The 26684-nt window shown below is 36.7% G+C and carries 26 protein-coding genes and 1 pseudogene; 10 read left to right on the forward strand and 17 right to left on the reverse strand.

Translation table 11 applies throughout. The features are described 5' to 3' along the window. Positions 1-63 precede the first annotated feature (63 nt). Positions 64-597, forward strand: a complete 534-nt coding sequence (locus YN1551_RS02490; protein ID WP_012717134.1) for a hypothetical protein — start codon at positions 64-66, stop codon at positions 595-597. A gap of 92 nt (positions 598-689) precedes the next feature. Here YN1551_RS02490 and YN1551_RS02495 read toward each other — a convergent pair whose 3' ends face one another. Both YN1551_RS02495 and ilvD read right to left on the reverse strand, forming a co-directional pair. Then, complete coding sequence (locus YN1551_RS02495; protein ID WP_012717135.1) at positions 690-2093, reverse strand: carboxypeptidase M32; 1404 nt, start codon at positions 2091-2093, stop codon at positions 690-692. A gap of 30 nt (positions 2094-2123) precedes the next feature. After that, positions 2124-3800, reverse strand: a complete 1677-nt coding sequence (gene ilvD / locus YN1551_RS02500) for a dihydroxy-acid dehydratase (RefSeq protein WP_009990927.1) — start codon at positions 3798-3800, stop codon at positions 2124-2126. 220 nt (positions 3801-4020) lie between these two features. Between ilvD and tatA the strand changes: the two genes are divergently transcribed. The 5 genes and pseudogenes from tatA (at position 4021) to YN1551_RS02525 (ending at position 6785) form a co-directional block, all read left to right on the forward strand. After that, positions 4021-4296, forward strand: coding sequence for a twin-arginine translocase TatA/TatE family subunit (gene tatA, locus YN1551_RS02505; RefSeq protein WP_009990928.1), 276 nt, complete (start codon positions 4021-4023; stop codon positions 4294-4296). 10 nt (positions 4297-4306) lie between these two features. Next, positions 4307-5176 (forward strand): annotated as a pseudogene (gene tatC / locus YN1551_RS02510) (twin-arginine translocase subunit TatC). 50 nt (positions 5177-5226) lie between these two features. Further along, complete coding sequence (locus YN1551_RS02515) at positions 5227-5844, forward strand: class I SAM-dependent methyltransferase (RefSeq protein ID WP_012716587.1); 618 nt, start codon at positions 5227-5229, stop codon at positions 5842-5844. A gap of 43 nt (positions 5845-5887) precedes the next feature. Further along, positions 5888-6412 carry a DUF998 domain-containing protein gene (locus YN1551_RS02520; protein ID WP_012716586.1) on the forward strand — a complete coding sequence of 175 codons (525 nt, stop codon included), beginning with the start codon at positions 5888-5890 and terminating at the stop codon, positions 6410-6412. 103 nt (positions 6413-6515) lie between these two features. Beyond that, positions 6516-6785, forward strand: a complete 270-nt coding sequence (locus tag YN1551_RS02525; protein ID WP_012717136.1) for a hypothetical protein — start codon at positions 6516-6518, stop codon at positions 6783-6785. Here the strand turns inward: YN1551_RS02525 and YN1551_RS02530 are convergent, their stop codons facing one another. From YN1551_RS02530 to aldhT, 9 genes are all read right to left on the reverse strand, one after another. Continuing rightward, positions 6786-7136: a Zn-ribbon domain-containing OB-fold protein gene (locus YN1551_RS02530; RefSeq protein ID WP_009990935.1), complete on the reverse strand. Its 351-nt coding sequence runs from the start codon at positions 7134-7136 to the stop codon at positions 6786-6788. Then, positions 7133-8290, reverse strand: a complete 1158-nt coding sequence (locus YN1551_RS02535) for a thiolase family protein (RefSeq protein ID WP_012717137.1) — start codon at positions 8288-8290, stop codon at positions 7133-7135. The genes YN1551_RS02530 and YN1551_RS02535 overlap by 4 nt, the downstream gene beginning before the upstream one ends. Then, positions 8287-8961: an SDR family oxidoreductase gene (locus YN1551_RS02540; protein WP_048052270.1), complete on the reverse strand. Its 675-nt coding sequence runs from the start codon at positions 8959-8961 to the stop codon at positions 8287-8289. Before YN1551_RS02540 ends, YN1551_RS02535 begins: the two co-directional genes overlap by 4 nt. Before the next feature lie 171 nt (positions 8962-9132). Beyond that, the gene (locus YN1551_RS18050) at positions 9133-9342 is read right to left on the reverse strand and encodes an SDR family NAD(P)-dependent oxidoreductase (RefSeq protein ID WP_080513563.1); all 210 of its coding nucleotides are present in this window, start codon (positions 9340-9342) and stop codon (positions 9133-9135) included. Between the two features lie 415 nt (positions 9343-9757). Next, on the reverse strand, positions 9758-9952 hold the full coding sequence (locus YN1551_RS17355) for a helix-turn-helix domain-containing protein (protein ID WP_338054703.1): 195 nt from the start codon (positions 9950-9952) through the stop codon (positions 9758-9760). Positions 9953-9954: 2 nt separating this feature from the next. After that, positions 9955-10191 (reverse strand): hypothetical protein, encoded by a 237-nt coding sequence (locus tag YN1551_RS17360; protein WP_012716585.1) that lies wholly within the window; start codon positions 10189-10191, stop codon positions 9955-9957. Positions 10192-10231: 40 nt separating this feature from the next. Then, on the reverse strand, positions 10232-10438 hold the full coding sequence (locus tag YN1551_RS17365; RefSeq protein WP_238527869.1) for a hypothetical protein: 207 nt from the start codon (positions 10436-10438) through the stop codon (positions 10232-10234). Between the two features lie 115 nt (positions 10439-10553). Then, the gene (gene pip / locus YN1551_RS02555) at positions 10554-11465 is read right to left on the reverse strand and encodes a proline iminopeptidase (protein WP_012717139.1); all 912 of its coding nucleotides are present in this window, start codon (positions 11463-11465) and stop codon (positions 10554-10556) included. Between the two features lie 81 nt (positions 11466-11546). After that, complete coding sequence (gene aldhT / locus YN1551_RS02560) at positions 11547-12983, reverse strand: 2,5-dioxopentanoate dehydrogenase (RefSeq protein WP_012717140.1); 1437 nt, start codon at positions 12981-12983, stop codon at positions 11547-11549. An 86-nt stretch (positions 12984-13069) separates the two neighbouring features. Here aldhT and YN1551_RS02565 point away from each other — a divergent pair, with 86 nt between their 5' ends. After that, positions 13070-13954: a fumarylacetoacetate hydrolase family protein gene (locus tag YN1551_RS02565; protein WP_009990945.1), complete on the forward strand. Its 885-nt coding sequence runs from the start codon at positions 13070-13072 to the stop codon at positions 13952-13954. A gap of 34 nt (positions 13955-13988) precedes the next feature. Here the strand turns inward: YN1551_RS02565 and YN1551_RS02570 are convergent, their stop codons facing one another. Continuing rightward, a complete protein-coding gene (locus YN1551_RS02570) occupies positions 13989-15401 on the reverse strand; it encodes an MFS transporter (protein ID WP_187146884.1) in 1413 nt (470 codons plus the stop codon). Positions 15402-15865: 464 nt separating this feature from the next. On the opposite strand from YN1551_RS02570, the gene YN1551_RS02575 reads away from it, so the two are divergent. Further along, positions 15866-17167, forward strand: a complete 1302-nt coding sequence (locus YN1551_RS02575; RefSeq protein WP_012712201.1) for an MFS transporter — start codon at positions 15866-15868, stop codon at positions 17165-17167. On the opposite strand, the gene YN1551_RS02580 is transcribed toward YN1551_RS02575, so the two are convergent. Together YN1551_RS02580 and araD are read right to left on the reverse strand one after the other, a co-directional pair. Next, positions 17164-18498, reverse strand: a complete 1335-nt coding sequence (locus YN1551_RS02580) for a hypothetical protein (RefSeq protein ID WP_012716582.1) — start codon at positions 18496-18498, stop codon at positions 17164-17166. The two genes, YN1551_RS02575 and YN1551_RS02580, sit on opposite strands and share 4 nt — an antisense overlap. Positions 18499-18533: 35 nt before the next feature. Beyond that, complete coding sequence (araD, locus tag YN1551_RS02585) at positions 18534-19655, reverse strand: arabinonate dehydratase (RefSeq protein ID WP_012716581.1); 1122 nt, start codon at positions 19653-19655, stop codon at positions 18534-18536. A 93-nt stretch (positions 19656-19748) separates the two neighbouring features. Here araD and YN1551_RS02590 point away from each other — a divergent pair, with 93 nt between their 5' ends. After that, a complete protein-coding gene (locus tag YN1551_RS02590) occupies positions 19749-20972 on the forward strand; it encodes an HD domain-containing protein (RefSeq protein ID WP_012716580.1) in 1224 nt (407 codons plus the stop codon). A 73-nt stretch (positions 20973-21045) separates the two neighbouring features. On the opposite strand, the gene YN1551_RS02595 is transcribed toward YN1551_RS02590, so the two are convergent. Further along, the gene (locus YN1551_RS02595; RefSeq protein ID WP_012717143.1) at positions 21046-22989 is read right to left on the reverse strand and encodes a Sip1-related alpha-galactosidase; all 1944 of its coding nucleotides are present in this window, start codon (positions 22987-22989) and stop codon (positions 21046-21048) included. A gap of 63 nt (positions 22990-23052) precedes the next feature. Here YN1551_RS02595 and YN1551_RS02600 point away from each other — a divergent pair, with 63 nt between their 5' ends. Continuing rightward, the gene (locus YN1551_RS02600) at positions 23053-24570 is read left to right on the forward strand and encodes an MFS transporter (protein WP_012717144.1); all 1518 of its coding nucleotides are present in this window, start codon (positions 23053-23055) and stop codon (positions 24568-24570) included. 25 nt (positions 24571-24595) lie between these two features. Here YN1551_RS02600 and YN1551_RS02605 read toward each other — a convergent pair whose 3' ends face one another. Together YN1551_RS02605 and YN1551_RS02610 are read right to left on the reverse strand one after the other, a co-directional pair. Continuing rightward, a complete protein-coding gene (locus YN1551_RS02605) occupies positions 24596-25747 on the reverse strand; it encodes an LUD domain-containing protein (protein WP_012714293.1) in 1152 nt (383 codons plus the stop codon). Further along, the gene (locus tag YN1551_RS02610) at positions 25740-26639 is read right to left on the reverse strand and encodes a heterodisulfide reductase-related iron-sulfur binding cluster (RefSeq protein ID WP_012717145.1); all 900 of its coding nucleotides are present in this window, start codon (positions 26637-26639) and stop codon (positions 25740-25742) included. Before YN1551_RS02610 ends, YN1551_RS02605 begins: the two co-directional genes overlap by 8 nt. Positions 26640-26684 lie beyond the last annotated feature (45 nt).

Below are 26684 nucleotides of genomic sequence, written 5' to 3' on the forward strand. Positions count from 1 at the left end.
TTCACTGTTCCGGAACGCCTCCCTTAAAAGGATGAACTTATAAGAGAATATGTAGGTGAAAAGATGAATAAGCTACTCCTGCTCGGTGTATTATTAAGCACGATATTAGTAGGCGGTGTAGTAATTGGAGAGGAAATAAGCGGAAGTTTAGGAACTATAAGTTACAATGTGACCTCACCGACTATACAAACTACCTTAGCCTCATTCAATTTAGGGAATTTAACTGCGGGACAAAAAGGTACATTAACGGAAAACGCTACTCTTACTGTTTCGGCTAATGGTACTTATACCATAAAATTAAAAGAAGATGTATTAGGAAACGTATTCTCTGAATTTAACGTTACAATTCACATTGCTAATTATACCTTTACGTTGTCACTTCACGGAACGGAGCACTATACATTATACCTTAGCAAGGGTACCTATACGGTAAACATTAAGATATCTTATGTGGTATCACAAAATCCTGAGGCAAAGTCAGTTAGTAATATTCCATTCTTAATGGTGAAATATGGAGGAGAGCAACAAGCACAACAAACCCAGACGGCAGAGCATGGAAAGAAACATCATGATGACGATAACGAACAAGATGACTAAAAATAAGATAGACTAAAAAGGGAGATATAAGGTAAAAAAATATTTTTGTCAGAAAGGACCCAGTTCTTCACCATTTAGAGAGAGATTTCACATCACGCATTATATTTCTCTCTCATATAATCTAATAGCCTAGATGGGTTATATGCCTCACCAAATGACCTCATTTGTAACTCCTTTGGTGAATATATTGATCCGTATTTATGAATTCTCTCTCTTAGCCAATTCTTTATCCCCTCTATATTACTAATATCGAAACCTCTCTCACTCTTCATGTGGTAGTATACCATACCAGCTATCACATTTCCCAATGTATAAGTAGGGAAGTAACCAAAAGAGCCTTGACTCCAATGAACGTCTTGTAATACTCCCTCTCCATCATTCTTAGGCCTTATATTTAGATATTTGTCCATCAAATCATTAAATAGTGAGGGGAATTCGCTAGCTTCTAAACTACCCTCTATTGCCCTCTTCTCTATCTCGTATCTGATTGCAATATGAAAGTTATAAGTAACTTCATCAGCGTCAACCCTAATTGGTTGCCTCTTAACGCCATTAACATAGTAATATACATCATCAATGCTATCCTTAACGTTTAGCAAGGGATAAATGGTTTTAATAAAGCCATAACTCCTTCCTACTACGTTTTCCCAGAATCTCGATTGCGACTCATGAAGGCCCATGGAAGGAGCATTTGCTAAAGGAGAGTATTCTAGACTCGGATCTATTTGTAACTCATATATTGCATGCCCGCTCTCGTGCACTAGAGAATAAAGAACTCTCTTGAAATCATATCCTTCATACCTTACTGTTATTCTAACATCATTTCTACTCATTGATACTGTGAAAGGATGAGGAGAAACGTCTATTCTAAATCTATCCTTAGGCATCTTTAGTACCTCATAAGCTATTGCCTCTATGGTTTTACTCATCTGAAAAACATCATATTTTTCATCCTCAAAATGATATTTTCTAGTAAACTTATCATCGATCTTATTGAGAATCTTAGACAAACCGGGTAATAACTCGTTGAATACCCTTTCAGCATCGGTGACAGTAAACCCTTCTTCATACCTATCTAAAAGTGCACTATATGGATGATCCTTATACCCTAGCTTATGTGCTATCTCTCTCTTAATCTCAAGTATTTGCTCTAAATAAGGTTTGAATGCGTTAAAATCGCCTTTAGCTTTAGCGTTTCTCCAAACTACAGTAGCTTCAGATGTTATTCTATGAAGTTTCATATCCAACTCTTCTGGCACAGCGTCATAGTACTTATATTCTCTATCTAAAACTCTTTTTAAACCCTTTTCAATATCACTTTTTGGCTCTAACTTTTCTATCTCGCCTCTAATGCCTAACGACAATTTCCTCCTTAAGTTACTTAGCCTGGCTAAAGCCTCTCCCCTAGCCTTAATCCCAGATTGGGGCATGTAAGTTTGGATATCCCAATCCAGTAAGCTTATTGCGTGTTCAATTGCCCAAATGTCTTCATACATAAAGGAGAATTAGAAGAATTAAATAAAAAATTAAGCTGGTCTAGTCACAGCCCCCATTGACGCCTGGGAGACCAAGGAGGCGTATTTAGCCAATAGACCAGACTTGTATCTTGGAGATGGAGGAGACCATCTTTTCAGTCTATTCTTTATCTCCTCCTCGGATAGCTTCAAGTCAAGTCTTTCGCTCTCCACATCAATCACTATAGTATCTCCATCTTCAACTATTGCGATAGGACCACCTACCATTGCCTCTGGAGCTACATGGCCTACCATAGGTCCCCTAGTGGCTCCGGAAAATCTACCATCAGTAACTAAGGCAACGTTATTCAAACCCGCACCCATGATTGCCGCTGTAACTCTCAGCATTTCTGGCATACCTGGAGCTCCCTTAGGTCCTTCATATCTTATAATTACAACTTCACCCTCACTAACTTCGCCACTTTGAACTCCCTTAAAAGCGTCGTCCTCGGAATTATACACCTTAGCCTTTCCTTCAAATTTAACAACGTTAGTTGCGGCTACCTTAATTACGGCACCTTCTGGGGCTAACGATCCCTTCAATATAACTATTCCTCCTCTAGGCTTAATCGGATTCTTAACATCCCTAACTATATGACTGTGAGGTACATTAGGATACTTGTATTGCTCAAGGTTTTGCTTCATAGTCTTTCCAGTAACTGTTAAAACGTCACCATGAAGTAGACCAGCGTCTAGTAGTTTCTTTAAGACTACTGGGACACCTCCAACTTCGTCCAAATCAGCCATCACGTAATCTCCACCAGGTTTCATACTTGCAATATATGGTGTTCTTTTAGATATCCTATTGAAATCATCTAAGGTTAATTTCACTCCTGCTTCATAGGCTATTGCCAATAGGTGTAATACCGCGTTTGTTGAACCACCCATAGCCATTAGCGTTGTTATTGCGTTCTCAAAGGCCTCAAAAGTTAATATTTCCCTTGACTTTATTCCGTTTTCAATTAAACTACCTAAAGCTTTTCCAGTCTCCTTCACATACATTACTCTCCTAGATGAGGTAGCGGTTGGTGATGCACTACCTGGCAATGCCATTCCTAATGCCTCCGACATTGAGCCCATAGTATTGGCTGTAAATAATCCAGAGCAAGTTCCCAATGTCGGATGTGCCCTTTTCTCTATTTCGTATAACTCATTTTCTGTTATTCTCTTCGCTAAATATGCGCCTATTGCCTCATGTACATCCTCTATTGTTAGTCTTTTACCCATAAAGTACCCTGGCTCTGCTGATCCGCCATAAATGTAAATTGAGGGAACGTTTAACCTAGCCATTGCCATTAGTATACCAGGCGTTGTCTTATCACACCCTCCTATGCCCACTAGTCCATCAAACGCGTGAGCATTAAATTGCGCCTCTACCATATCTGCTATTAAATCCCTGCTAACTAAACTATACCTCATTCCTTCAGATCCCATTCCAATGTTATCGTTAACTACCATGGTTGGGAATGCTAATGGGGATAAACCGGCTTCCTTTGTCCCCTCCTTAGCTACTCTTGCTAAAGCTAATGTGTGGAAGTTACAAGGGCCTGCCTCACTCCATGCTGTGGCTATGGCAACCAATGGTTTACCTATCTCTTCATCCGTTAAACCTACAGATCTTAGAAACGCTCTGTGTGGAGCATTATATATGCCATGATATCTCGAGGGACTATTTAATTTTGCTGGCATATAGAGAAATCTAAACTGAAACTAATAAGTGTTCATGTTTACAAGTTAGGTTTAACAAGGATGATTTTAGTATGTCTTCCCTCCCAGTAGAACCATTTCACCTTATTTTGCAACTAAAAACCTCAGAAAGAGAAGGGAGTCGTTTAGGAGCGGTACGTAGGAAAATTTATTAATCATGAATAATAAATATGATCATAAGGGTGGGGCGGGAGGGTAAATTATGATAGATAATCCTACTGATATAATTATAATCTTAGTGGTTATTGCTGTACTCTTCTTTGGATCATCTAAAATGCCAGAGCTTTTCAGAGCTTTAGGAAGATCAATGGGGGAGTTCAAGAAGGGACAACTAGAAGCAGAAATGGAAATGCAACAAATGATGTCTAGCAATGTAGTTGAAAAGGGGGAGAGGAGTGAAAGTGTAGAAGAACTTGAGAAGAAAATAGTAGAATTACAAAAGCAATTAGAAGCACTAAAGCAAAGTAAGAAGGCCTGAGGTATTCCACGTGGAAGAAAAAGCAAAGGAGAGAGGTAAAGAAGAGAAGAGTTTTTTCGAAGAAAAGCCATTATTAGATCATTTAAGAGAATTAGCAATAAGACTAAGGAGAATTATAGCAGCATTAGCTATTTCGTTCTTCTTTTACTTCATGACAGGTTATGAATGGATTAATATAGATCCATTACAAATACCATTTCTTGGGATAAGTATCTCAAAAATTCCAATTCCTTATCCGTCATTTTACGATAGTATTGCAGTACAAGTAACCAAATTCTTTATTTACCATGAACTGCCAGCCAATACTAAGATAATAATAATAAACTTATTTGATCCAATATATGCGTCGCTTTATGTTTAACTTTACCTCGCACTATTGACCTCGCTTCCCCTCATAATTAGAGAAACTTGGGCTTTTTTAGCTCCGGGACTATATAAACATGAAAAGAAAATCTTTAAGCTAACCATGATTCCAGCATTTCTACTTTTCTTCTCTGGTTCTCTATTTGCGTTTTTGATACTAATCCCCTTAATGTTTGACATGATATCATTTTATACCGAGTCTTTAGGTCCTGCCGTAGAACCTACCATAAGTTTAAGTTCGTTCATATCTACAACTTTCCTATTAATGGGGTCGTTAGGACTAGCATTTGAGATGCCACTGATAATGATTGGTTTAGCTCACCTAAGAATAGTTAAGGCTAGTACTTGGAGGAATTATTGGAGATGGGGAGTTCTGGTATCCTTTATAATTGCATGGATAATATCACCAGGTACAACTGGTGGCGTTATGAAAACAATAATAGGATTATCACTATCGAGCCTATACTTTTTAGGAATGGGAATCTCTTTCTTAGTAGAGAGGAAAAGGGAATCTTAAGTTATAAATAGTAGTTATCTTTATAATCAACACTAAAGATATTTACCAGTGTGGAGAACTCGGAATCGATATTAAACGCTCTAAAGGAGATATTTAACGTGGATCTTAGCAAATACTGGAATGAAGCTGAAGAAATAAACAATGGGATTAAGCGGGTTTTAGGGAATAGTTTTAGATATGCGCTAAGTGAAACCAAGAGATATGTCCTCTATTCGATAATAAAATACTACAATCCAGATATAGTAATTGAAACTGGCGTTGGTCCAGGTGTATCAAGTACAATAATCCTCTCTGCCCTGGAGAGAGGTACGCTACACTCCATTGATGTAAGGGAGACTTTAGAGAATGGAAAACAAGTAGGATTTCTAGTCCCGGAACAGTTAAAGAGTAAATGGAAGCTATACATAGGAAGGAGCAGAGATATCTTACTTGATCTATTAAAGAAGTTAGGTAAGGTTGATATTTTTCTTCATGATAGTGAGCACACGTTTGAGAACGTAACTTTTGAGCTGAATATTGCTTGGGATTACTTGAGAAATGGTGGAATATTGCTTATAGATAACCTAGATTTCACTGAAGCACCTTATTATTTCACTAAACAGAAAGGGGTAAAATTATATGAGCTAACAAATGAGACTGGAGGTCTTGGGATTATAATTAAGAGTTGAAAATAGATAAATATTTAAGTTTAATAATGTACAAAAAATACTGATGATGTTAAATAGAACTAAGGTATCTGGTTATCTCATATTAGTGGGTGTATCACAATTTTTACTATTTTTTATAATATCGGAAATCTTATACCCAAATTATTCAGTCAAATATAACTATATTAGTGACTTAGGAGTTGGAAAAACTGCAATAATATTCAACACATCCATAGTCATAATGGGAATACTAGTCATAATAGCCTCAATACTACTAAGGGCAAACTACTCACCATTAGTCTTTTTAGTAGGGCTAGGAGCAGCATTAGTAGGTATATTTCCGGAGAATACTGGGCTACCTCATTTGATTGCCTCATTAATAACTTTTCTTTTCGGAGGGATAGGTGCATTAGTTACTTCCATTAAGAGGAATTACTTTTGGGGAATACTGGGTATAGCAACATTAGTTTCACTAATTCTATTCATTCTTAAGGATTATGGATCTTTAGGGCCAGGTGGTTTGGAGAGGATGATAGTTTATCCAGAAATAATATGGGGAATAAGCTTCGCAACGTATTTAACACGTTAATTGTAGGCATAGAAATTATAATTTAGACGACTATTAATGATATTAATGTAAAAATGTTAACAAGAGAAGCTTTATATTCTCTTATAAGAAATGTAGAAATGAAATGAGTTTCAAATTTGAGGATATAAAAAACATATTGCAAAATCCTTCAATTAAGAGATTTAAAGTTAGTGTGAGGAAAGCAGTAAATTTTTCTGAGAGCAATACCTTCCAATCAATATCGAAGACAACAGTAAAGGAGGGGACTAACTTTGAAGGTATGTGGATTAAGTGCATTAAGGAAAGATTAGAATGCGATGTAGTAACAGAAAAAGGGGATCTATATATAATTAATTTTAAAGATAAAATAATAATAAAACTTGAATATATTTAACTATAACTTATATGCCAATACTTTATACTTACCATCTTCCAACGAGTTAATTTTAACCTTAACTTTATCACCTATCTCCACATCACTTGCGAAATTACAATATATCTTAAATCCCTCCTCTAATTCCACGATTCCGTATATGGAAGTATCGTTTTTCCTAAATATCTTAGTCCACGAGAAAACCTTACCTATTCCACTACTTCTTAGAACCTCTAAATCTCTTGATCCACATTTAGGACACAAATTCCTAACGTAGAAGAAAGTATTCATACACTTCCTGCATCTAATATATGGTAAATATCCACTCTGTACTATTTTATCATAAGTGGAATATATTTCTTCTAACCTCATTTCTTCTCACCTAATACTAAAGATACCGAATGAGACCTATTCCACCCACCAATTCCATTTAGGAATACAACGTCAGTACCCTTAACCTGATGGCCATCTGCCATATCGTTTAATTGAAGTAAAGCTTCTTCTAAAATAACACCACCACTCATGTAAGCGGGTTGACCAGTATTCAAACTACCACCCCCAGTATTAATGGGAACATCACCCTTGAATGTGGTATCATGATTTTCAAAGAACGAACCTCCCTTACCCTTTTCCGCTAAGCCAATATCCTCAACTTGTAGCATAACGGTAATGGTAAATGAATCGTAAAGCTCAAAAGCGTCTATCCTTCCATTTAATAATCCCTTAGAACTCTCAACAGCTGGAGTATATACTATCTCATCTAGCTCTGTAGGCATAAAAGGCCAATGAGCCTCTCCATATCCCAAGATGTCTATATTTGTAAGGGCTGACTTGCTGCCTCTCTTACTTACCACAAAAACGTGAAAACCATCTATAGGGTAAACTATCTCAAGAAGATGCAAAGGATAAGATACTAGTGGAGATTTCAAAACTTGCTCTATAGTTAGCGGATCTTTAAACATGGCCTTACTGTTTTGCATTGCGTTAAACCTTTGCCTAACTGCTATTAAGGCCCTTTGTTCGTCCGTACTTTTAAAGAGGTACTTATGCCTATTGGCTACCAGTGCGTAATCTGATACTGGGTTTAGATCGTTAAGTCCTCTGAAAAGCCTATCAAATGGTGTTAGAGATACGTTAGGGTATGCCTTATCTATTGCATCCACGGTAACTCCCTTATTTCTCAGTTCTGTAGCTTTTCCGCCTACTATACATAAGATTGTTTCACCTTCTCCAGCCTTAATTGCCTTATATGCCCTGTGTATCATACTTAAGGCTGAAGCTCCTCCATAATCAAAGATTTGAGTGAATTTAGGTCTTATTCCAAGATATTGGGCCACTTGGTTTGTGAAAAAGTGGGAATTAGCGTAACCGTCGAAGGTTCCTGGCAAATATGTAAGATATATTCCATCTACGTAATTCTTGTCTAAACCTGCCATTTCTAATGCAGAAAATACAGTATCCGCTAATAATTCAAAGGTTGACCCTTCATACTTTTTGTAGAGACTGCTGGCGAAACCAGTTATCACAACACCAAACCCCCGGTAACTCCTATTACCTCTCCCGTTATGTAGGATGCTTCTTCAGAGGATAGGAAAGCTATTAGATTAGCTACCTCTTCTGGACTACCAACTCTACCCATTGGTATTCTCTCTATAATTTTTTGTCTAACCTTCTCTGGAACTGCCCTCGTCATTGGAGTATCAATGAAACCTGGAGTTATGGCGTTTACGGTGATGTTATATTTAGCCAATTCCCTTGCTAGAGTTTTCGTGAAGCCTATAACCCCAGCCTTAGCTGCTGAATAATTAGCTTGTCCAATATTCCCCAACCAACTCATTGACGACATATTTATTATTCTTCCGTAGTTTCTTCTTATCATTCCATCAACAACTTGTTTAGTCATATTGAACATACTATATAGGTCGACTTTCATTACCTCATCCCACTGTTCAAAAGTCATCTTAACAAATAAGGCGTCCCTATTTATCCCCGCATTGTTTACTAAAATATCTACGTAATCTATTCCTAGGATCTCAGTAGCTTTTTGATAGAACTCCTTAGCTGAATTGAAATCCCCCACATTTACATAAAGGGGAAGGACTTTAGAACTTGTCTGTTGGGTGATTTCATTCACGACGTTTTTAAGTTCCTCTAATTTCACATCGCCGTTGACAATAGTTTCAGATAAACCGTGAATTTTATGTCATTTGATATCATTTAACATTCCTAGCTCTTCTCATGAAAGTTTATAAATTTTGTAGTTACATACTAAAATGTAGAAGAGAGCCCTACAGTGAACTCGATGAGCAATGTGAGGGGGAGGATGGGTTCGATGAGGCTCCCCATGTCCTCGAGGGGAGTGGTTTAACTACCGCTCCCGTAGACGGCATGGGGAGCCGGACAAGGGGAATGAGGACGAGAGGTTGAATACAAATTCATGAAACCTCAATGAAAGTCCGACCCCTAAAACTACGGTAGCTCCCAGACTCGCTAATTTGAACGCTATGGCCCTTCCTATTCCACTAGCACCTCCAGTTACAATGGCTATTCTCCCGCTTAAATCACAGAATTTACGCATATAAGAAGAAAACGTGAGAAAGGTATTAAAACATTAGACTTTACAAATATCGTTTCACTATTTATCCTCGCCATAAGGAGCAAAACTTTTAGTTATAAATCTTCGTATTGCTATGGATATATGGGAAGGTGCCTTTGAGCCTTCCAACTGTTCCTTAAGTTCCGAATAGATGAGGGAAACCTTAGCAGTTTGGAGCTAAGAAGACATATTGTAATGTCTGCAAACATAGTTATAGCTCCAAGTTAATTGTTTCCCTTTTAATATACTGCACCAAGCGCTATATTCAACGGGTTACTTCAAGGATTACAACATATATTTAAACATTTGTAATTGAGATTAAATGCGACTAGGAAAGTATTAGAAGACCATACCTCATCAAAAATTAATTAAAATGACGTTTAAATTTCAGAACAAATTATTGGGAGTTTATAAATAACTGGCTCAAAATTTTCCTCAACCCATTTCTTATATGCCTATCTAAAGTTACCTTAGTTACTCCAAACATCTCAGCCAATTCTTCTAATCTGACTCTTTTAGGGTATTCGAAGAACCCTAGTCTAATTGCAGTTGTGAGTCTCTCCCTTTCTGTAGGAGTTAAAGAGTTAATTATAACTAGATCATTTTTATATCATTTACCTTAGTTTTTTCCATATCAATATTTTCTACCTTAACGTCTATTCTCTTCAGACCGTGCGATATATTTGAGAGAATTTCCTCTTCTCCAAAGAAATACGCATACCATTCCTCTATTCCATTACTTATGGATAAGTTTGTTATGACTGCGTTATTTTCTATCATGACTTTTGTAACCGAGTTGTCAAAATTTTTAAAATAATACAATAAGGCCACTTTGCTAGATCTTGGTCTATCTATGTTAGCTACTTTTATATTATTGCCATCTCTTCATATTAATTGTTGATATGAAATCTGAAAGTTCGTTTTTATCATTGGAGTAAATCTCAGCTATTTCGAAAATTGAATTCTTAGTTATCAGTGGAAAGAGATACATTACCTTGGCCTTTACTTTGAAATCAGACGTCTTATAAGTCCAACACGAACCGTGCTTAATATCAAGCTTGACTTTATAAACATGCATCAAGTCTTTATATATCTGCTGACGTAAATATATTTATATTATTATTGTGATAGTATCAATTACTAACTCGCTATTGGATTTTAACGAAAAACTTCATTAGTATTATAAAAAGGAATCACTTAACCATATTAAGTGAATACACTTGATCGATAAACTCCTTTATAACTTCAAGATACTTATCCTTTTCCTCCCACATGGCCATATGGGAGCTATTCTCGAAAATGACAAGTCTAGATCCCTTAATATTTTTATGAATAAGCTGAGCTACATTAACAGTTACTTCATCGTATTTTCCCACGGTTATTAGAGTAGGAACAGTTATTTTATACAATTGCTCAGTAACGTCCCAATCCTTTATTGTTCCAATGATAGTAAACTCGTTCGGACCATTCATTATTTCATACGTCCTCCTTTTTTCTATGTACTGGAAAGTCCTTTTAACTGGTTCCGGCATTTCCTTAAGTCTCAATAGATGTTGACTATAGAAGAAGTTTACGGCATCTAAATATTCTGGGTTTTTGAAATCACCTAAACTTTCATATCTCTTTATAATTGTCTTGTACTTATCTGGTAATTCCTCAATTAATCTCCTCATCTCTTTAACGGTATAGGGAACACTTGATAGTCCACTACTTACAATAAGACCTCTTAAAAACTGTTGATACTTAAGTGCATAAGCTATTGCCAACGCTCCACCGTAGGAGTGTCCCAATAATACAATCTTATCATTGCCGAAAACTTGCTTTCTAAGTTCCTCTAATTCCTCTAAGCCGTGATCTATGGTATAATCAGAAGTATCTTTAGGGTCGTCGGACCTACCGCAACCAAATTGGTCATAAAATAAGACGTTAATTCCGTAATTTGACAAGTCAGCTAAAGGTATTAGGTAATCATGAGAACCTCCAGGACCGCCATGCAAAGTGACCAAATTCCCATTACTACCCTTTACTCTATACATCTTATAGTATATGTTTATTCCAAAGATTCTCTTATAACCTTCCTCCACATTTATAGAATAACCTTTCATAGTGATAAAATAGTATGACAAGATGATAAAAAACCTTGACTTGCAACTTTGAATTAAGATGATATGAGAAAAAAGAATTAATTACCAGCCTTCGTATACTGTCTTCTCCTTAAGGTAGAACTCTAAAGCATCTTCTCCCATCTCTTTCCACGTAGTGGCTCCAGAATTCTTAAAACCACCAAATGGTGCTTGCAATTCCAGTCCGACTGTTGGCTTATTAACCTTTATAACTCCTGCCTCTACCCTACTAACGAACTCGTTAATCGCCTTGATATCGCTTGCGACTATTCCAGCTGTATGTCCATAGTCTACAGCGTTAACTAGCCTTATAGCCTCATCTAAATCTTTTGCCTCAGTGACACTAAGTACTGGACCGAAAATCTCTTCTTTAAATAGCCTCATATCAGATGTGACTCCTTCGAAAATTGTAGGTTCTAGGAAATATCCCTTCCCTGGTATTATATTTCCACCATAAATTAGTTTTGCTCCCACATTCTTTCCGTATTCTATATATTCTAAGTCTTTCTTAAATTGACCTTCATCTACAACTGGACCCATATCAACATCTTCAGTACCCGGTCCTACTCTCCACTTCTTAACTCTTTCTAGTAGTCTTTGTTTAAATTGAGTATATACATCCTTGTTAATTATTAACCTACTAGTTGCAGTACATGATTGACCAGTTAGTCCAAATCCTCCTCTTACGGCTAATTCAGCAGCTAACGTTAAGTCAGCGCTCTTATCCACATATAACGCGTTTTTACCTCCTAGCTCTAGTTGAATTCTTGTCATTCTATTTTTATTTCCTACGAGTTTGTAAATTCTCTTACCTACCTCGGTTGATCCAGTAAATGATACTGCAGCTATATTATCATCACTTACTATGGTATCTCCGACTTCACTTCCCTTACCAACTACTAAATTCACGACACCCTCTGGCAATCCAGCTTTAGACAATACTTCTACCAATTTGGCTACCATTAACGGTGTTTTCGTCGCTGGTTTTATTATTGCAGTGTTACCCGCAGCCAAGGCTGGAGCCAATTTCCATACTGGTATTGATAATGGGAAATTCCACGGCGTAATTAAAGCTACTACGCCTAAAGGTTCCTTTACTGTAAATATCCTAGTATTAGGATCTGCTGAAGGAAGCGTTTTCCCAGATATCTTAAATGCTAATGCTCCATAAAATTTCAGTAAATTATAACTTCTTGTCACTTCAAACATACTATCCTTGAGAGTCTTACCCTCCTCTAATGTCATCAATAGCGCAAACTCTTGGGCTTCTTGTTCCATTAATTCCCCTGCCTTAAGTAATATTGAGCCTCTTTTAGGTGCTGGAGTCCTTGACCATTCGTCGAATTTGGCTACAGCCTTGTTTATAGCTTCTTTAACGTCATCTTTTGTATATAATCTTATCTTAGCTAATACGTGATCCTTATCAGCCGGATTAATATCAAGGTATTCTTCCCCACTGCCCTTAATCCACTTGTCAGCCAATCCCTGATACGATTTCATACTAACTATATCACCTTAATGGTTTTTATTTTGGTATGCTAACATGTTTACTACCAACTTTATTATATGCTAAATGCATTTTTATCATGATGAAATTATTTAGAGTTGTAAAAAGAGGATATTATATAAGTTATGCAATATTAGATAATAGTACAATAATAAGGTTAGATGAAGATCCAATTAAAGCTCTGATGAGGTATTCGGAAAATAAGGAAGTCTTAGGAGATAGAGTTACTGGAATAGATTATCAGTCTCTGCTAAAGAGCTTTCAGATTAACGATATTAGAATAACAAAACCAATTGACCCTCCAGAAGTTTGGGGATCTGGAATATCGTACGAAATGGCCAGGGAGAGATATTCTGAAGAGAATGTAGCAAAAATATTAGGTAAGACGATCTATGAAAAAGTGTATGATGCTGTTAGACCAGAGATATTCTTCAAGGCTACTCCAAATAGATGCGTGGGACATGGTGAGGCAATAGCGGTGAGAAGCGATTCCGAGTGGACACTTCCAGAGCCAGAATTGGCCGTAGTATTAGACTCCAATGGTAAAATCTTAGGCTATACCATAATGGACGACGTTTCTGCCAGAGATTTAGAGGCTGAAAATCCTCTCTACTTACCACAGTCTAAGATATACGCTGGTTGTTGTGCCTTTGGGCCAGTTATTGTTACCTCCGATGAGATTAAGAACCCATATAGTCTTGATATCACTTTGAAAATTGTGAGGGAAGGTAGAGTGTTTTTTGAGGGATCAGTGAATACAAACAAGATGAGGAGGAAAATTGAGGAGCAAATACAATACTTAATTAGGGATAACCCAATACCGGACGGGACGATTCTAACTACAGGTACTGCAATCGTTCCAGGAAGAGATAAGGGGCTTAAAGATGAGGACATCGTGGAAATAACTATAAGTAATATTGGGACACTCATAACTCCAGTTAAAAAAAGAAGAAAAATAACTTAGTTTTTATTATTATTAAAATTAACTACTGTACACTCTATTGTGGATTCTCTTCTAATTCTTCCACATCTGCTAATTTGTATGTCCTTGTATCATAACCTATTATTAACCCTACTATTCCTGTTAATACACCATAAATTGCCAAACCTAATGTCAAGGAAACTGGGTTATATGTGATACCAACAATTCCTATTAGCAATCCTATAAAAGCAGCCAATTTTACCCAGAAATATCCCCATCCCGCAGCAGTACCTCTTTCTTTGGCTCCAAAAAATGCATTTATGGATGTCATCCCTTGACTGGCTGGACCTATGACATGGAAGAAGTAAAATAGGAAAGAGAACACTACAAAATATATTAGTGGTAAGTGATAAATATACGTAAGTGCAATTAACCCTACTGAAATTCCCTCACCTATTGCTCCTATTACATATTGTGATTTAGTACCAATTTTAGGTGTTAGCCATGCTGTCAAATAGCCACCTATTACGCCTCCGGCATATAGGAATGCAGAAGCTACTATTGAGGCAAGTGGCCCAGCCAGTTTTAGCGCTACTAATATATAAGGTACATAAAAACCAAATGTATAGAATATGAATCCTTGTTCAAAGTTACCGTTAAAGGAATAGACCAGCTCCCTCCATTTACTCGCTCTAAATATACTAAAGGCACTCCTTACTCCTCTAGCTGGTGCCCTTAATTGCAAATCTACGTCTGGGACCTCTGGCAAATCTATTCCGTAGGTCTGTTTCAATATTTTCTTGGCAGTAGCTAATCTACCTTGGTATGCTAACCATAATACCGATTCTGGAATCCTACCTCTTAGTAGTAATATTACTAAAGCTAGAACACCTCCAACTATCATAATAATTCTCCATAATAAGGGAGATGTCAATGAGTGAACTGTAAAGAAGAATGGAACTACCATTAAAGCTATGGTAACCTCGTACATGATATACCATTGTATTTGCCATAGATTCGACCAAAATAGTCTCTGTTTTTTCTCTAAATACTCGAATATATAAGCAAAACCTGTTGCAGTATCAGCCCCTAAAGCGAAACCTAATAAGCCTCTAAAGATTGATAATTCTAAAATGTTAGTAGATAATCCTCCCAAGATTGCCATACCCGTAAATAATATCATGTTAAGTATGAACATGTTCCTCCTACCAATACGATCGTTTAGCCAACCGCCAACCACTGCACCTATAATAGCACCTAATTGTACTGCACCTATAGCCAAGGAAATTAAAACAGATGGTACAGAAGAGAAAGTGCTCTTAAGGGATGCAGTACCAAAAGTCATACTTGCGAAGTCATAGGCATCTAGCCAGAGACTAGCTAATGCTAAAATTACTATATATCTTGAGGTTATATTTTTTGTATTCAAAACCGTATCATATATCTTTTTGATACCCCTATCTATTTCTTCTTTAGAGTATTGTGACATACTCTCTCCATCAGAATAATCATACATTAAGTGCTTTGTGGATTAGTTGAATTTTCTTAGATCTTAAGCTAGGAGAAGTAAAATAAATTCTAAATCTTATGTTGAGTTAAAATTTAGCTATACGTTCCTATTGAGAAAAACTGAAGAATTCCACAAAGCATACATTAAGGAAATATTTAAATAGATAGCTTTACCAGTAAAGATTCTTACTATCCTTTATTTTTGTAGAAACATAGCTTGATTTTTATGGGGATAGCTTTACTCACTAAATCCTTATTAGTTCCTAGCTGATAAAATATTCTTCCTAGTTAAATCTACTTTATTTATTATAAATAAATTCTACTAGATCTATACCTTCCTATTTTCAATTATATCTCCAAGAGATTAATTTAAATATATCTTGTATAGTTACATATTTATAGTAAATAGTAAACTTTATTAATAATGGGAAGAAAGAATTTCTTATGGGAGGAAGGGAAATAAGCACTGGGCAAGTAATTAAGGTAGCTGTAGGTACTTCCCTAGGTACTACAATAGAGTGGTACGATTTCTTCCTATATGGGTATGCTGCCTCACTAATATTTCCGAAACTGTTCTTCCCACCATCATACAATCCACTAACGGCTCTGCTAGTATCCCTATCTACCTATGCAGTGGGATTTGTGGCAAGGCCAGTAGGTGCGATGATATTTGGACATTTAGGAGATAAATTAGGTAGAAGAACAGGATTGCTGTGGGATTTAATACTAATGGGTATAGGAACTGGGATTATAGGTTTCCTACCAGGATATTCACAAATAGGTTTTCTGGCCTTAACAATAGCTACAATCAGTAGAATTCTACAAGGAATTGGTGTTGGTGGTGAATGGGGAGGAGCAACTACCTGGTTAACTGAATACGCTGCGAAATCAAGATGGAGAGCATTTTGGGGAAGCTGGGTCCAACAAGGTGTTCCCATAGGATTATTATGGGCTTCCGCGATACTAGGTCTTTTTGCAACATTTCCTAGCAGTTCACCTCTAGCTTTGTTGAATTACGGATGGAGAATAGCTTTTTGGATTGGAGCCATTGCAGCTGTCATAGGTATAGTTATAAGGCTAGCATTACTGGAGAGTCCATTATTTGAAAGAGTCATAGAAAAAGGAGAAGTTTCAAAAATACCATCCATAGAAGTTTGGAGGAAATACTGGAGTAAGATACTCTTACTGGCAGCTTCGTGGGCAGCTCAGAATGCAGGCTTCTACTTATATTCAGTTTATTCAGTAACCTTTCTTGCTGGAATAGGTTTCCCAAAGAGTCTAGGTCTCTTAAGCGTAACGGTCTCTGCGTTGATAGGCATATTCATAACGGTATTATTTGGAATTTTAAGCGATAAAATAGGGAGAAGATTAGGAATGATGATAGCGTTTGGATTTGGCTTAGCCTTTAGCTTCCCATACGTTTTACTGCTATTTTCAAAATCATTTTCAATAATATTGTTAGCACAAACACTCATGGTAGTAGCAGTACTAGGATCTTACGCTATAATTCCGGCTTTCTTCGCTGAGAATTTCCCTACAAAATATAGGTATTCTGGTACCGGATTGTCTTACCACATGGCAGCGCCATTTGCTGGTGGACTTGCTCCAATAATAGTTGCCGATCTAGTAGGAGAGAAATATTTAGTAAATTGGTGGGCCTTTGGTGCGGTGTTCGCGGCTTACTTCATTATATCACTAATTGCGCTAGCTGTACTTAAAGAGACTAAAGGGAAGGAAATGGATTAACACTGTAAAAATCCCTCTTTCAATTCATTATTTTTTGATAACCACTCCAATACAATTTCCCTATTTTTCTTACTCAAGTAAATGAAGTTTCTGCATAATATTTTACCTAGTTCTGATGTTAACTTATTATTTAAAGAGAGAAGTTTGAACAAGTCAAAGTCGTTTATCCTTCTCCCAATCTGTTCTATAAATAATTTTAAATATTGTTCACGCTTAATCATTAACTCTAATACCTTCTCTTTATTGTCGAAAAAGAATATTGCATTGAAAGTAGTTAGAAGTCCATTGGCGAAGTTATCGTTAGATAAGGCTAAATCCAAAACCCTATCTTGATCTTCCTTCTTTAATTCATAAGCCTTACCCCTAATGAAACCAATGAAGCTTCCCAAAGATTCGCTTATACCCTCTCCAAACCCACGTGCGAAATCGGGGTTTCCTTGAGCTATATTAAAGGCAAGACTCTTTAAATCCTCAGTCAAATACGCTAAGGAATTTCCGAAATTTCTACCCAAAACTTTAGACAATTCTAAATCACTCTCTCCTATTTTAATTATTATATCAAAGAACTCGTCCTCTAGTAATGAAAGATCAATCGATGACAGAAAGCCTTTAGCGAATTCCTTATCTTTTTTCACCTTTTCTATGACCTTCCTCTTCCAGTGATACGATAAGTTTTGAAAGCCTTTCCCTATACCTACACTAATACTTGAAAAATTGAGTAATTTTTCCTTCATTTTATCATTAACCTCGTAAAGTCTATAACCAATTATCTCGTCAATTTCCTTAATTTTGTTCAAAAAATTTTCAATATTATCTACCTTGTTTAGGTTCACTGATTGTAAAAACTCATAGAGAAACATCGAGTTATCCTTAAATATATCTAATATTTGCCTCCTAATCTCAAAAGGTAATTTATCGAATTGCCTTGCAATATTACTCCCCACATTTGGGATATGCTTTATTTGGGCTACGTTAACAGCCAATATCTTCATGATATCTGGATATTTGTAAAGTTCCAGATTTGCTAATAATTCCATTGCCATTACTGGGCTTAAATTTCCCAAATAGAGTATCAAATCCCTATCTAATTCAATCCCATCCATTCCTTTTGCTATTCCTCTACATAAGCTTTGATAATAGTCACACGACTTAACGAGTGCTTTCAGCGTCTCCTTATCAATTCTACTTACAACCTTTCCTATACCTAAACCTAACTGATAGAAGTTAACGTCCCTATCCAGTCTATTCCAATTATCGGCAGTTAATATTTGAATTAGTGCCTTAGCGTAGTCGGTAGGAAGGTTAGAAAGTAAATCTCCTATTCTCTCCATAATAGGAAGTTTTAGTTATTGGGATAAAAAAGAATTCACGACTTGCACTTGTACTCTTCAAACACTCCATCTCTAATTGTATAACCTAATCCCGGTCTATCCGGAACGACTAAGTGGCCATTGTCAATTTCAATGCTTTCCTTGAATATTTTGTCTCTTAAGTCATTTTTCCTTAGATGCATCTCTATCCAAGGCGAATTTAACGCCGCAGCTACATGCAAATTGCCAATAAGCGATATACCCCCTGCAGAATAATGTGGGATTAACGGATATCCCATTACCTTGGCCATATTCCCTATTTTCATCATCTCAGATATTCCTCCTGTCCACATTACATCTGTTTGCACAATATCGACTGCCCTCTTCCTCATTATCTCGTAAAATTCCCACCTAGTATAAGCAGTCTCGTAGCCTGCTATTGGAACTTCCAACTCCTCTGCTAGTCTGGCACTTAGATCAAGATAATCAGTTTGAATTGGCTCTTCAAAGAACCATATCCCCAATTTCTCTAACCTTCTTCCCATTTCCAATGCTTCTTCAAACGTGTAAACGTTATTAGCATCCACAGCTATTTTAACATCCTCTCCAACCACTTCCCTTATGGCCTTGAGCCTCTCGATATCTTCCTCCATACTTTTAGCACCAATCTTTACCTTAATTCCCTTAAATCCCATTTTAACGTAGTACGCTTCCTCATCTCTAAGTTTTTCAAGATCCTTCTTTTCGGAATAGTAACCTCCAGTTATATACGCTCTTACTTTCCTTTTGCTACCTCCAAGTAATTTATAAATTGGTTTCTTCGCCTTTTTCCCCATTATATCCCATAGGGCAGTATCTACACCACTAATACCAGCTATGGCTATTCCTCTTCTACCAAACCTTAAGGTAGCTTTATACATTTTATCCCATAAGTACTCAATGAGTTCCTCGTCTTCCTTAAGGAGCAACGGTTTCAATATTTTCTCTATTGTAACTTGAACTGCATCTGAACATCCGTAAGCCAACGACTCACCATAACCTACATAACCGTCAGAAGTCTCGATTTCAGTTACTACAATCTCCATTGGGTGCTCCGCTAACCCCTTAATTGCTAACGCATCCCTTTCATCGTTTATCCCTTCGTAACATAACTTATACGTTCTAATATCCTTTATCATGATAGTAAATAGCCAATTATACTTATAAACATCAATCCTAACAAGGTAAAGTTTGAGAGAAATTAATAAGTACTTTTGCAGATTTTATTTTTCATGAAGATTATAAGAGACCCAATCCACGGTTACATTGAGGTTGAGGATTTCATATTGCAAATTGTTTCTACTGAAATATTTCAGAGGTTAAGACATATTACACAAACTGGTTTAGCTTACCTAGTCTACCCTGGAATGAGACATACCAGATTTGAACACAGTTTAGGAGTTATGCATTTAGCTAAGGAACTTACCAGATACATTAAGATAAATTCTGAGCAATATACCGAGTTAGATTTCATTAATGAGGAGTATTTGAAACTAGTAGGCTTGTCAGGATTACTTCACGATATAGGACATCTACCCTTTTCTCACACTTTTGAAAACGCATTATCCTTAGCTAAAGAGGTTTATGGGATTAACGTGGAATATTATGGTAAGAAAACTCATGTAATATTTGGGAATAGAGTTATAGACTATTACTTGGGTAATTTCCTGGACAAGCTGTCTAAGAATTATGATGTTGTGAACTTTGTGCAAAGAGTAATATCCTCTACTCCAAGGACTAAAGAGGAAAGTCTAGCCTCACTAATAATTTCAAGTCCCTTAGATGCGGATAGAGGAGATTACTTGCTAAGAGACTCTTATTTTGCTGGTGTTGGGTATGGAAACTTCGACATTGAGAGGATAAAGAGATCCTTAATTTACGTTAATGGAAAGTTAGCAGTATTGAAAAAGGCCATACCAGTGGTTGAGCAATTCCTCTTGGCTAGGATGTATATGTATGAGACCATTTATTTTCACAGTGTGGTAGGATTATATAATGCAGTACTATCTCACGCAGTTGCTAAATTGATGCAAAAAAAACTTATACCTGATATCACTCCCGAAAACTACTTAAAGCTGAATGACGTTCTAATCATGTCTAAATTAGATGAGGCTGGGAAGGAATTCTTCAACTCCATAATCTATAGAAAGGGCTTTAAGAGATATAAGAAAGATATAACCGGTAACTGTTATGAAACGCTAGAGAAGAAAAGAAAAGAAATAAACGAGATAATGAGGGAGAATAATGGATTAATATTATATCACGATTTCTACGATGTACCATATAGCGAGGATGAAATATTTGTTTATGATGACGACGAAATAAGACCGTTAAGTAACGAGTCTAAAATTGTCTCATCCCTAAGTATTATTAAAAAGGGTATCATAGGCTACCACGAGAGCGTAGAGGATAAAATTAAAAAAATCCATGAAATTTTACGAGAATGCTCTCTTTAAGGTTATCTCCCATGAGCATTTGAGAAAACTCGTTCACGTAGAAATTATATTATTGTCAAAAATAAATCTCACCCTATTCTATACTAGCTGGTATTCCCTCCCTCACCTTAACTTCGTTTAGTTTAGAGTCTTTAACATATAATAATGTACCATCTGCCCTAGGAATCACTACGTTATTACTAGCTATTACAGTAAACGGTGGTAAAATGTATTCTCTTAAACCTATAACTTTGTTACTCTTCGGAAAAGTGATAGCGATCTCTACGTCGAGCTCTTTTAGCTTAACATTAAAGTTACCTACTCCAAATTCCCCAGAAAATACCTTGTAATAGTAATAGTCCTCATTATTATATTCTTCCTCTACATCTTCATCGTTTAGGTTAAAGAATGCAATAGCGTTATACCCTTTGACCTTACTCCTCATCTTCAACAAAACCTTTTCTCTTAATGGATCTTTGAACAATAAATCCTCAGTTATTAACCCTGGCTCATCCACTCTAACAACCTCACCATTTGGAAGAACTACCATTTTTAACAATTCAACGTTCATCTTCTCTGGATGTCTATCCGTAATATAAAGTGGTCCTCCACTGAAAACCCTTGCAACTAAGTGAACCTTTGCATAAGGATCATAAGACATGAACATGTCATAATCTGGATAAACTATATGAGAGATCACTAAGGAGTTGTACGCATTGAACATAACGTGAAGTTTCGCTCCGTCCTTCCAGAAGGGTACGTAGTCAATAGAATTCCTCATCACATTACTATAGAAATAATTGCAATAATTCTCTGGGTTCATCGACATGCAATTTATAACATCTTTCCCTACTGCATATTGCAAAGCAAGTTGAACATTCCTACTAGCTAGACCTATTGGGAACCCATCATATAGCGCGTGAATTACCCATTGATTATCAACTTTAACAAGATCAAAATCCCTTAAGATATTTCCATCAAAGTCCTTATAGAAATCTATTGCATCCTCAAGATTTGGAGGAGGTACATAACTATTGAGGAAATTGGTAAAATGTCCCTTTACGTCGAGTGACTTCATAAACTCTTGAGTCATTCCTCCCCAATGGGTGTTTATTGTATGCCATAAACCAACGTACTTAACGCCAATTGACTTTAACGAGCTTACAGTATTTCTGAAGCCACTTGGGAACTTCTTATTATCTGGCTTCAAACTCCTTATTGCCCTGTCGTTATTTTGGTCTTGCCATCCATCATCAATTATTACCCAACTCAATCTTACACTTTCCATTATCCCCTTTACTACTTTGATTAAATTTTCCTCATTAAGGTCCTTAGTTAAAAACGCGTTCCAACTACACCACCCTAGCCCACTCATGACCTTATGTGGTAAGTCCTTTTCCTTTCTTAGCTTGAAGGTATGAGTTTCCTTAGATGCAATACTAATTGCATTCTCAATTGCCTTATATGGATTATCCGAAGTACCTATAGAGAGGAAATAGCTCTTCCTAATTTCCTCAGCATTAATACCAGAGTAGATTTTAACTGAATCGTTAAAGAGATACGCCGTAACGCAATTGTTGGAAAGTGTAAATAAAGACTGATAAGAATTTCCACTCTTGACTAATGCGAAAACACTGTAATCTGGAATTGTGTTGAAGACGGGATAAAGCCAACATGGATAAGTCCTTATGTACTTCTCATGATCTAGACTTCTAATCTCGTATTTAACCTCCTTCGGAGGTTCAGTTACAGGTTCCATATCAATTGCCAATTGGTTATAGTATGCAAAAGCTTTCCCGTAGACTTCTGAATAGATTTGTTGGGTTGTAAATGAGAGAATTTGATCGGTCTTTAAATCGAGCTTTAACGTAATGGGAAATTTAGATAGTTTCACAAATGACTTTACCTCGATGCTGTATATCTTTCCCTCTTTATTATACTCCTTTGTATGAACCTTAACTATTGCTAAGTTTTCGCAATTTCCGTTACTATCACACCGATATTTATTCCCATTCTCGTCTTCTATCCAAATCATCATAATAATAATCAATATTACATATAAGTACTTTAACTTAACCAGTTAAAACCAAATAAACCTAGTATGTTAAGAGTATATGAAATAAAACTTATAAAGCCTCCAAAAAGATATATCTTAATGGCCGATAGTTACGATCTAAAATACGCTTATAAAGCACTGTTTGTCTTAGCTCCAATAGCCATTGCAGTAATGTACACTGAAGCAATGTTGATACCATCCTTACCTACAATTGCAAATGACTTTAACGTCAATTCGGCAACTGTAAGTTGGATTTTAACTGCATACCTTGTTAGCGGAGTCATCTCAAATCCGATTGTAGGAAAACTAGGCGACATTTACGGAAAGAAACGTATTCTAGTTTACGTAATGATAATCTACACAATTGCAGTCACATTGAATGGGTTTGCACCAAACTTTACCTTGTTCATAATTTTTAGAACTATCCAGGGAATTGGGTTAGGAATGTTTCCATTAGCGTTTAGCCTAATAAGGGAAGAATTTCCGCCACACTTAGTACCTAGAGCCCAAGGTATTGTCAGCGCTATGTTCGGTATAGGTTCGGCAATAAGTTTACCAATAGCTGCTACAGTGGCTCAAGATTTAGGATGGCAATATAATTATCACTTCATAATACCATTTGTGATACTACTGACTTATTTAACATCTAGGGAAATTAGGGAAAGTAAGTACACTAATCCAAACACTAAGATAGATTACGTAGGCGCTTTAGTTTTGGGACTCTCATTGGCCTTAATGACAATAGCCATTTCTGAAGCACCAACGTGGGGTTGGTTATCTCTCGACTTTTTAACCACAGTATTTTTAGGAATATTCCTCTTCTTTGGATTTATATTATATGAAATGAGAACTCCATTTCCGTTAATTTCAATAAACTTGTTAAGGGAGAAAAATGTGTTAGCTGCAAATATAGCTGCATTTGTAGCAGGATTTGGAATCTTCATGGCATATCAAGCAATAACTTATCTCCTTGAACTTCCAAATCCAGTAGGATTTAACCTAGATATTCTGACTACTGGACTGCTAATGTGGCCTGTGTCATTAATGCAGATGATAGGAGCCTTACTATCCTCTAGACTTATACTGAGGACTGGTACTAAATTTATAGTGGTAATATCATCAATAATTTTATCATTCTTCTATTTCATCCTAGGTTTAACAGCAATAGGAGGATCATCAAATAATCTTGCGACAATAATAACACTCTCCTCCTTAGCTACATTGGGCGCTGCAATGCTTAACGTTGTGTTGATAAATATCTTAACCTTTTCAGTTGAAAGAAGAGTTTTAGGAATTGCAACTGGAATGAATACAGTATTTAGACTCATTGGGGGAGCTTTTGGGCCTTCAATAGCCGGGTCTCTATTATCAACTTACTATCAGTATTTGGTATATCCAGTTACGTTGAATGGACAAGAAACGTTCTTGTCAGTTCAGCTTCCATCTGATTACGCGTTCCAACTCACATTCTATATAGCGTCAATTGCCGGCTTACTGATGGTCATAATAGGGAGCATGACAAGAGATATAAAAATAAGAGGGACTATGGTATCACAAGAATAATCAGCAAGATAACCTATATTTCTCGTCATCCCTCCCTTGTCCCAGCCTTCATCATAAAGAACTTGCTTTTCAAATATTCCAACACTTTAGGAATATTTATTTTCATAGGACATACCTCCCTACAATTACCAGCATGAGAGCAAAGCAAAGCAGGCTTATAATCATTATAAACTACACCACTCCACATTGCGCCCATTGGGCCAGAATAGGGAGGATCTCCCCATTTACCATCTAAAGCCCTATAAACTGGACAATGGAAATGACATCTACCACATCTTATACAGAGTAACGCCTCTCTCAATACCGGATCCTCATTAGCCTTTCTCCTACCATTATCTACTAAAATTAGGTGAAACTCCTTTGGACCGTGAGCTGGAGATACCCTCTTTTGCTCAACATCACCAGTTGATGAAGGACCAGAAGTAACGTTTATATAAGTTGGAGGATATAAACCAGCGTAGGCTGCTTGAACTAAAACCTCATACATTGCGTACTCCAGGTTCGGCAAAATCTTCTCCACACCAGTAATGGAAATGTGGACTGGGGGAACTACGCTACTCATCCTTATATTGCCCTCATTCTCGACTAAAACAATAGAACCTGCATCTGCAGCTACTGCATTAGCTCCAGTAATTCCTATGTCAGCTGTCAAGAACTTCTGCCTTAAAAACTCCCTAGCAACTCTCACAATATCCTCATGTTTATCTCCCGGATCTATACCTAACTTCTCCTTTATCAACTCCCTTATTCTCTCCCTAGTCATGTGGACTGCGGGGGCAATTATATGTGATGGAGGCTCATCAGCGAATTGTATAAGTAGTTCACCTAAGTCAGTCTCCCAAACCTCATTTCCTATGGACTGCAAATACTTCCTAATTCCCGTTTCATATGCAACCATTGACTTCCCCATAACAACCCTCTTACCACTACCTACAATTTTACCAACAATCTCCTTGGCTTGCTCAGCGTTTTCCACGAAATACGCCTTACCCCCAATCCTCTCTACAGATTTCATGGTCATATCTATGTAGTGGTCTAAATTACTAAGAACCTCTAATTTTCCCTCTCTGACCTTCCTTGCTAAATCTTCTAAATATGGATGTTCCCTTAATACCTTAAATACCCTAGGAACGTTATGCTCTACTCCCCTCTTTATTGCAATATCCCAATCACTCACCACTTATCACCTCAGCGAAATCGTAAGCTTCTACATAAGGAGAAAGATTAGCGTAACAAAATGGACAAGCTAAGAGAACTTTATTGTGAACACTCTTTAGTGCCTCAGCTCTATTTCTCGCTATTTTATCGCTAGCTTCCTTATTTATTGGAGCCAATGGACCTCCACAACACATCGAAGTTTCCTTACCAGTTATCATCTCATCCTCCTTCAACACTATTCCAGAACTCTTAATAACTTCCCTAATGGAATCCCTCATCCCCAGAAACCTTGAATAAAGACAAGAGTCGTGAAATACGAAAGTTCCTTCACCCTTAATCTTAATGTTTTTAATAACTTCAAAATAGTTTACAATCTCCACATTCCATGATGAAGAAAACATCTCCTTTATTCTAAAGAGCGTATAATGAGTATGAGGATCTACCGTAACTATCCTCTTAACGCCATGAGAGTTGAAAAGCTCGATCAATTTCTTAGCGTATTCCCTAAATTCCTCAATCATTCCCATTTCCAGTAAGATTGTACCACTATATGGCTCATCCTCATATAAATAACCGAAATCTACACTAGATTTTAGAACTGAAGTAATATTCCTCAGTATCTTATATGAGCGTGAATCCCTAGGCTTATAGAAGACCTTTAAGATCGATGAAAATCTTTCTATACCCTTAAATTTGGATAATGTAGGCAAAATTTCGTCAAATCTCTTTCCTAATTCAGCCAATTGATAAGAACAACCGGTGTAGATTATTGTCTCCCCACCTTTCTTAAGATTTAAACCATTAGCCCATTCGTAACAAACACTCTTATTTACCGGAAATGGAAGGTAATCCTCCATTAAATACTTCAATAGGTTCCTTCTAATGAAATTGATTTGATCTTTATCTATCATTAATGGAATTATCAACTCCTCATATAATAAGTTTTTATCCTAACG

Origin of the sequence: Sulfolobus islandicus Y.N.15.51 (genome assembly GCF_000022485.1) — an archaeon.
GTDB classification, from domain to species: Archaea; Thermoproteota; Thermoprotei_A; order Sulfolobales; family Sulfolobaceae; genus Saccharolobus; species Saccharolobus islandicus.

Excerpts from the sequence above, each read along its gene's own strand:
- YN1551_RS02530 (WP_009990935.1), bottom strand. The coding sequence starts at position 7,136 with ATGAGGTTAGAAGAAATATATTCCACTTATGATAAAATAGTACAGAGT.
- YN1551_RS02600 (WP_012717144.1), top strand. The coding sequence starts at position 23,053 with ATGTTAAGAGTATATGAAATAAAACTTATAAAGCCTCCAAAAAGATAT.
- aldhT (WP_012717140.1), bottom strand. The coding sequence starts at position 12,983 with ATGAAATCGTATCAGGGATTGGCTGACAAGTGGATTAAGGGCAGTGGG.
- YN1551_RS02575 (WP_012712201.1), top strand. The coding sequence starts at position 15,866 with ATGGGAGGAAGGGAAATAAGCACTGGGCAAGTAATTAAGGTAGCTGTA.
- YN1551_RS02610 (WP_012717145.1), bottom strand. The coding sequence starts at position 26,639 with ATGATAGATAAAGATCAAATCAATTTCATTAGAAGGAACCTATTGAAG.
- tatA (WP_009990928.1), top strand. The coding sequence starts at position 4,021 with ATGATAGATAATCCTACTGATATAATTATAATCTTAGTGGTTATTGCT.
- ilvD (WP_009990927.1), bottom strand. The coding sequence starts at position 3,800 with ATGCCAGCAAAATTAAATAGTCCCTCGAGATATCATGGCATATATAAT.
- pip (WP_012717139.1), bottom strand. The coding sequence starts at position 11,465 with ATGAAAGGTTATTCTATAAATGTGGAGGAAGGTTATAAGAGAATCTTT.
- YN1551_RS02590 (WP_012716580.1), top strand. The coding sequence starts at position 19,749 with ATGAAGATTATAAGAGACCCAATCCACGGTTACATTGAGGTTGAGGAT.
- YN1551_RS17365 (WP_238527869.1), bottom strand. The coding sequence starts at position 10,438 with ATGCATGTTTATAAAGTCAAGCTTGATATTAAGCACGGTTCGTGTTGG.
- araD (WP_012716581.1), bottom strand. The coding sequence starts at position 19,655 with ATGATAAAGGATATTAGAACGTATAAGTTATGTTACGAAGGGATAAAC.
- YN1551_RS02570 (WP_187146884.1), bottom strand. The coding sequence starts at position 15,401 with ATGTCACAATACTCTAAAGAAGAAATAGATAGGGGTATCAAAAAGATA.
- YN1551_RS18050 (WP_080513563.1), bottom strand. The coding sequence starts at position 9,342 with ATGCGTAAATTCTGTGATTTAAGCGGGAGAATAGCCATTGTAACTGGA.
- YN1551_RS02565 (WP_009990945.1), top strand. The coding sequence starts at position 13,070 with ATGATGAAATTATTTAGAGTTGTAAAAAGAGGATATTATATAAGTTAT.
- YN1551_RS02580 (WP_012716582.1), bottom strand. The coding sequence starts at position 18,498 with ATGGAGAGAATAGGAGATTTACTTTCTAACCTTCCTACCGACTACGCT.
- YN1551_RS02490 (WP_012717134.1), top strand. The coding sequence starts at position 64 with ATGAATAAGCTACTCCTGCTCGGTGTATTATTAAGCACGATATTAGTA.
- YN1551_RS02595 (WP_012717143.1), bottom strand. The coding sequence starts at position 22,989 with ATGATGATTTGGATAGAAGACGAGAATGGGAATAAATATCGGTGTGAT.
- YN1551_RS02525 (WP_012717136.1), top strand. The coding sequence starts at position 6,516 with ATGAGTTTCAAATTTGAGGATATAAAAAACATATTGCAAAATCCTTCA.
- YN1551_RS02520 (WP_012716586.1), top strand. The coding sequence starts at position 5,888 with ATGATGTTAAATAGAACTAAGGTATCTGGTTATCTCATATTAGTGGGT.
- YN1551_RS02495 (WP_012717135.1), bottom strand. The coding sequence starts at position 2,093 with ATGTATGAAGACATTTGGGCAATTGAACACGCAATAAGCTTACTGGAT.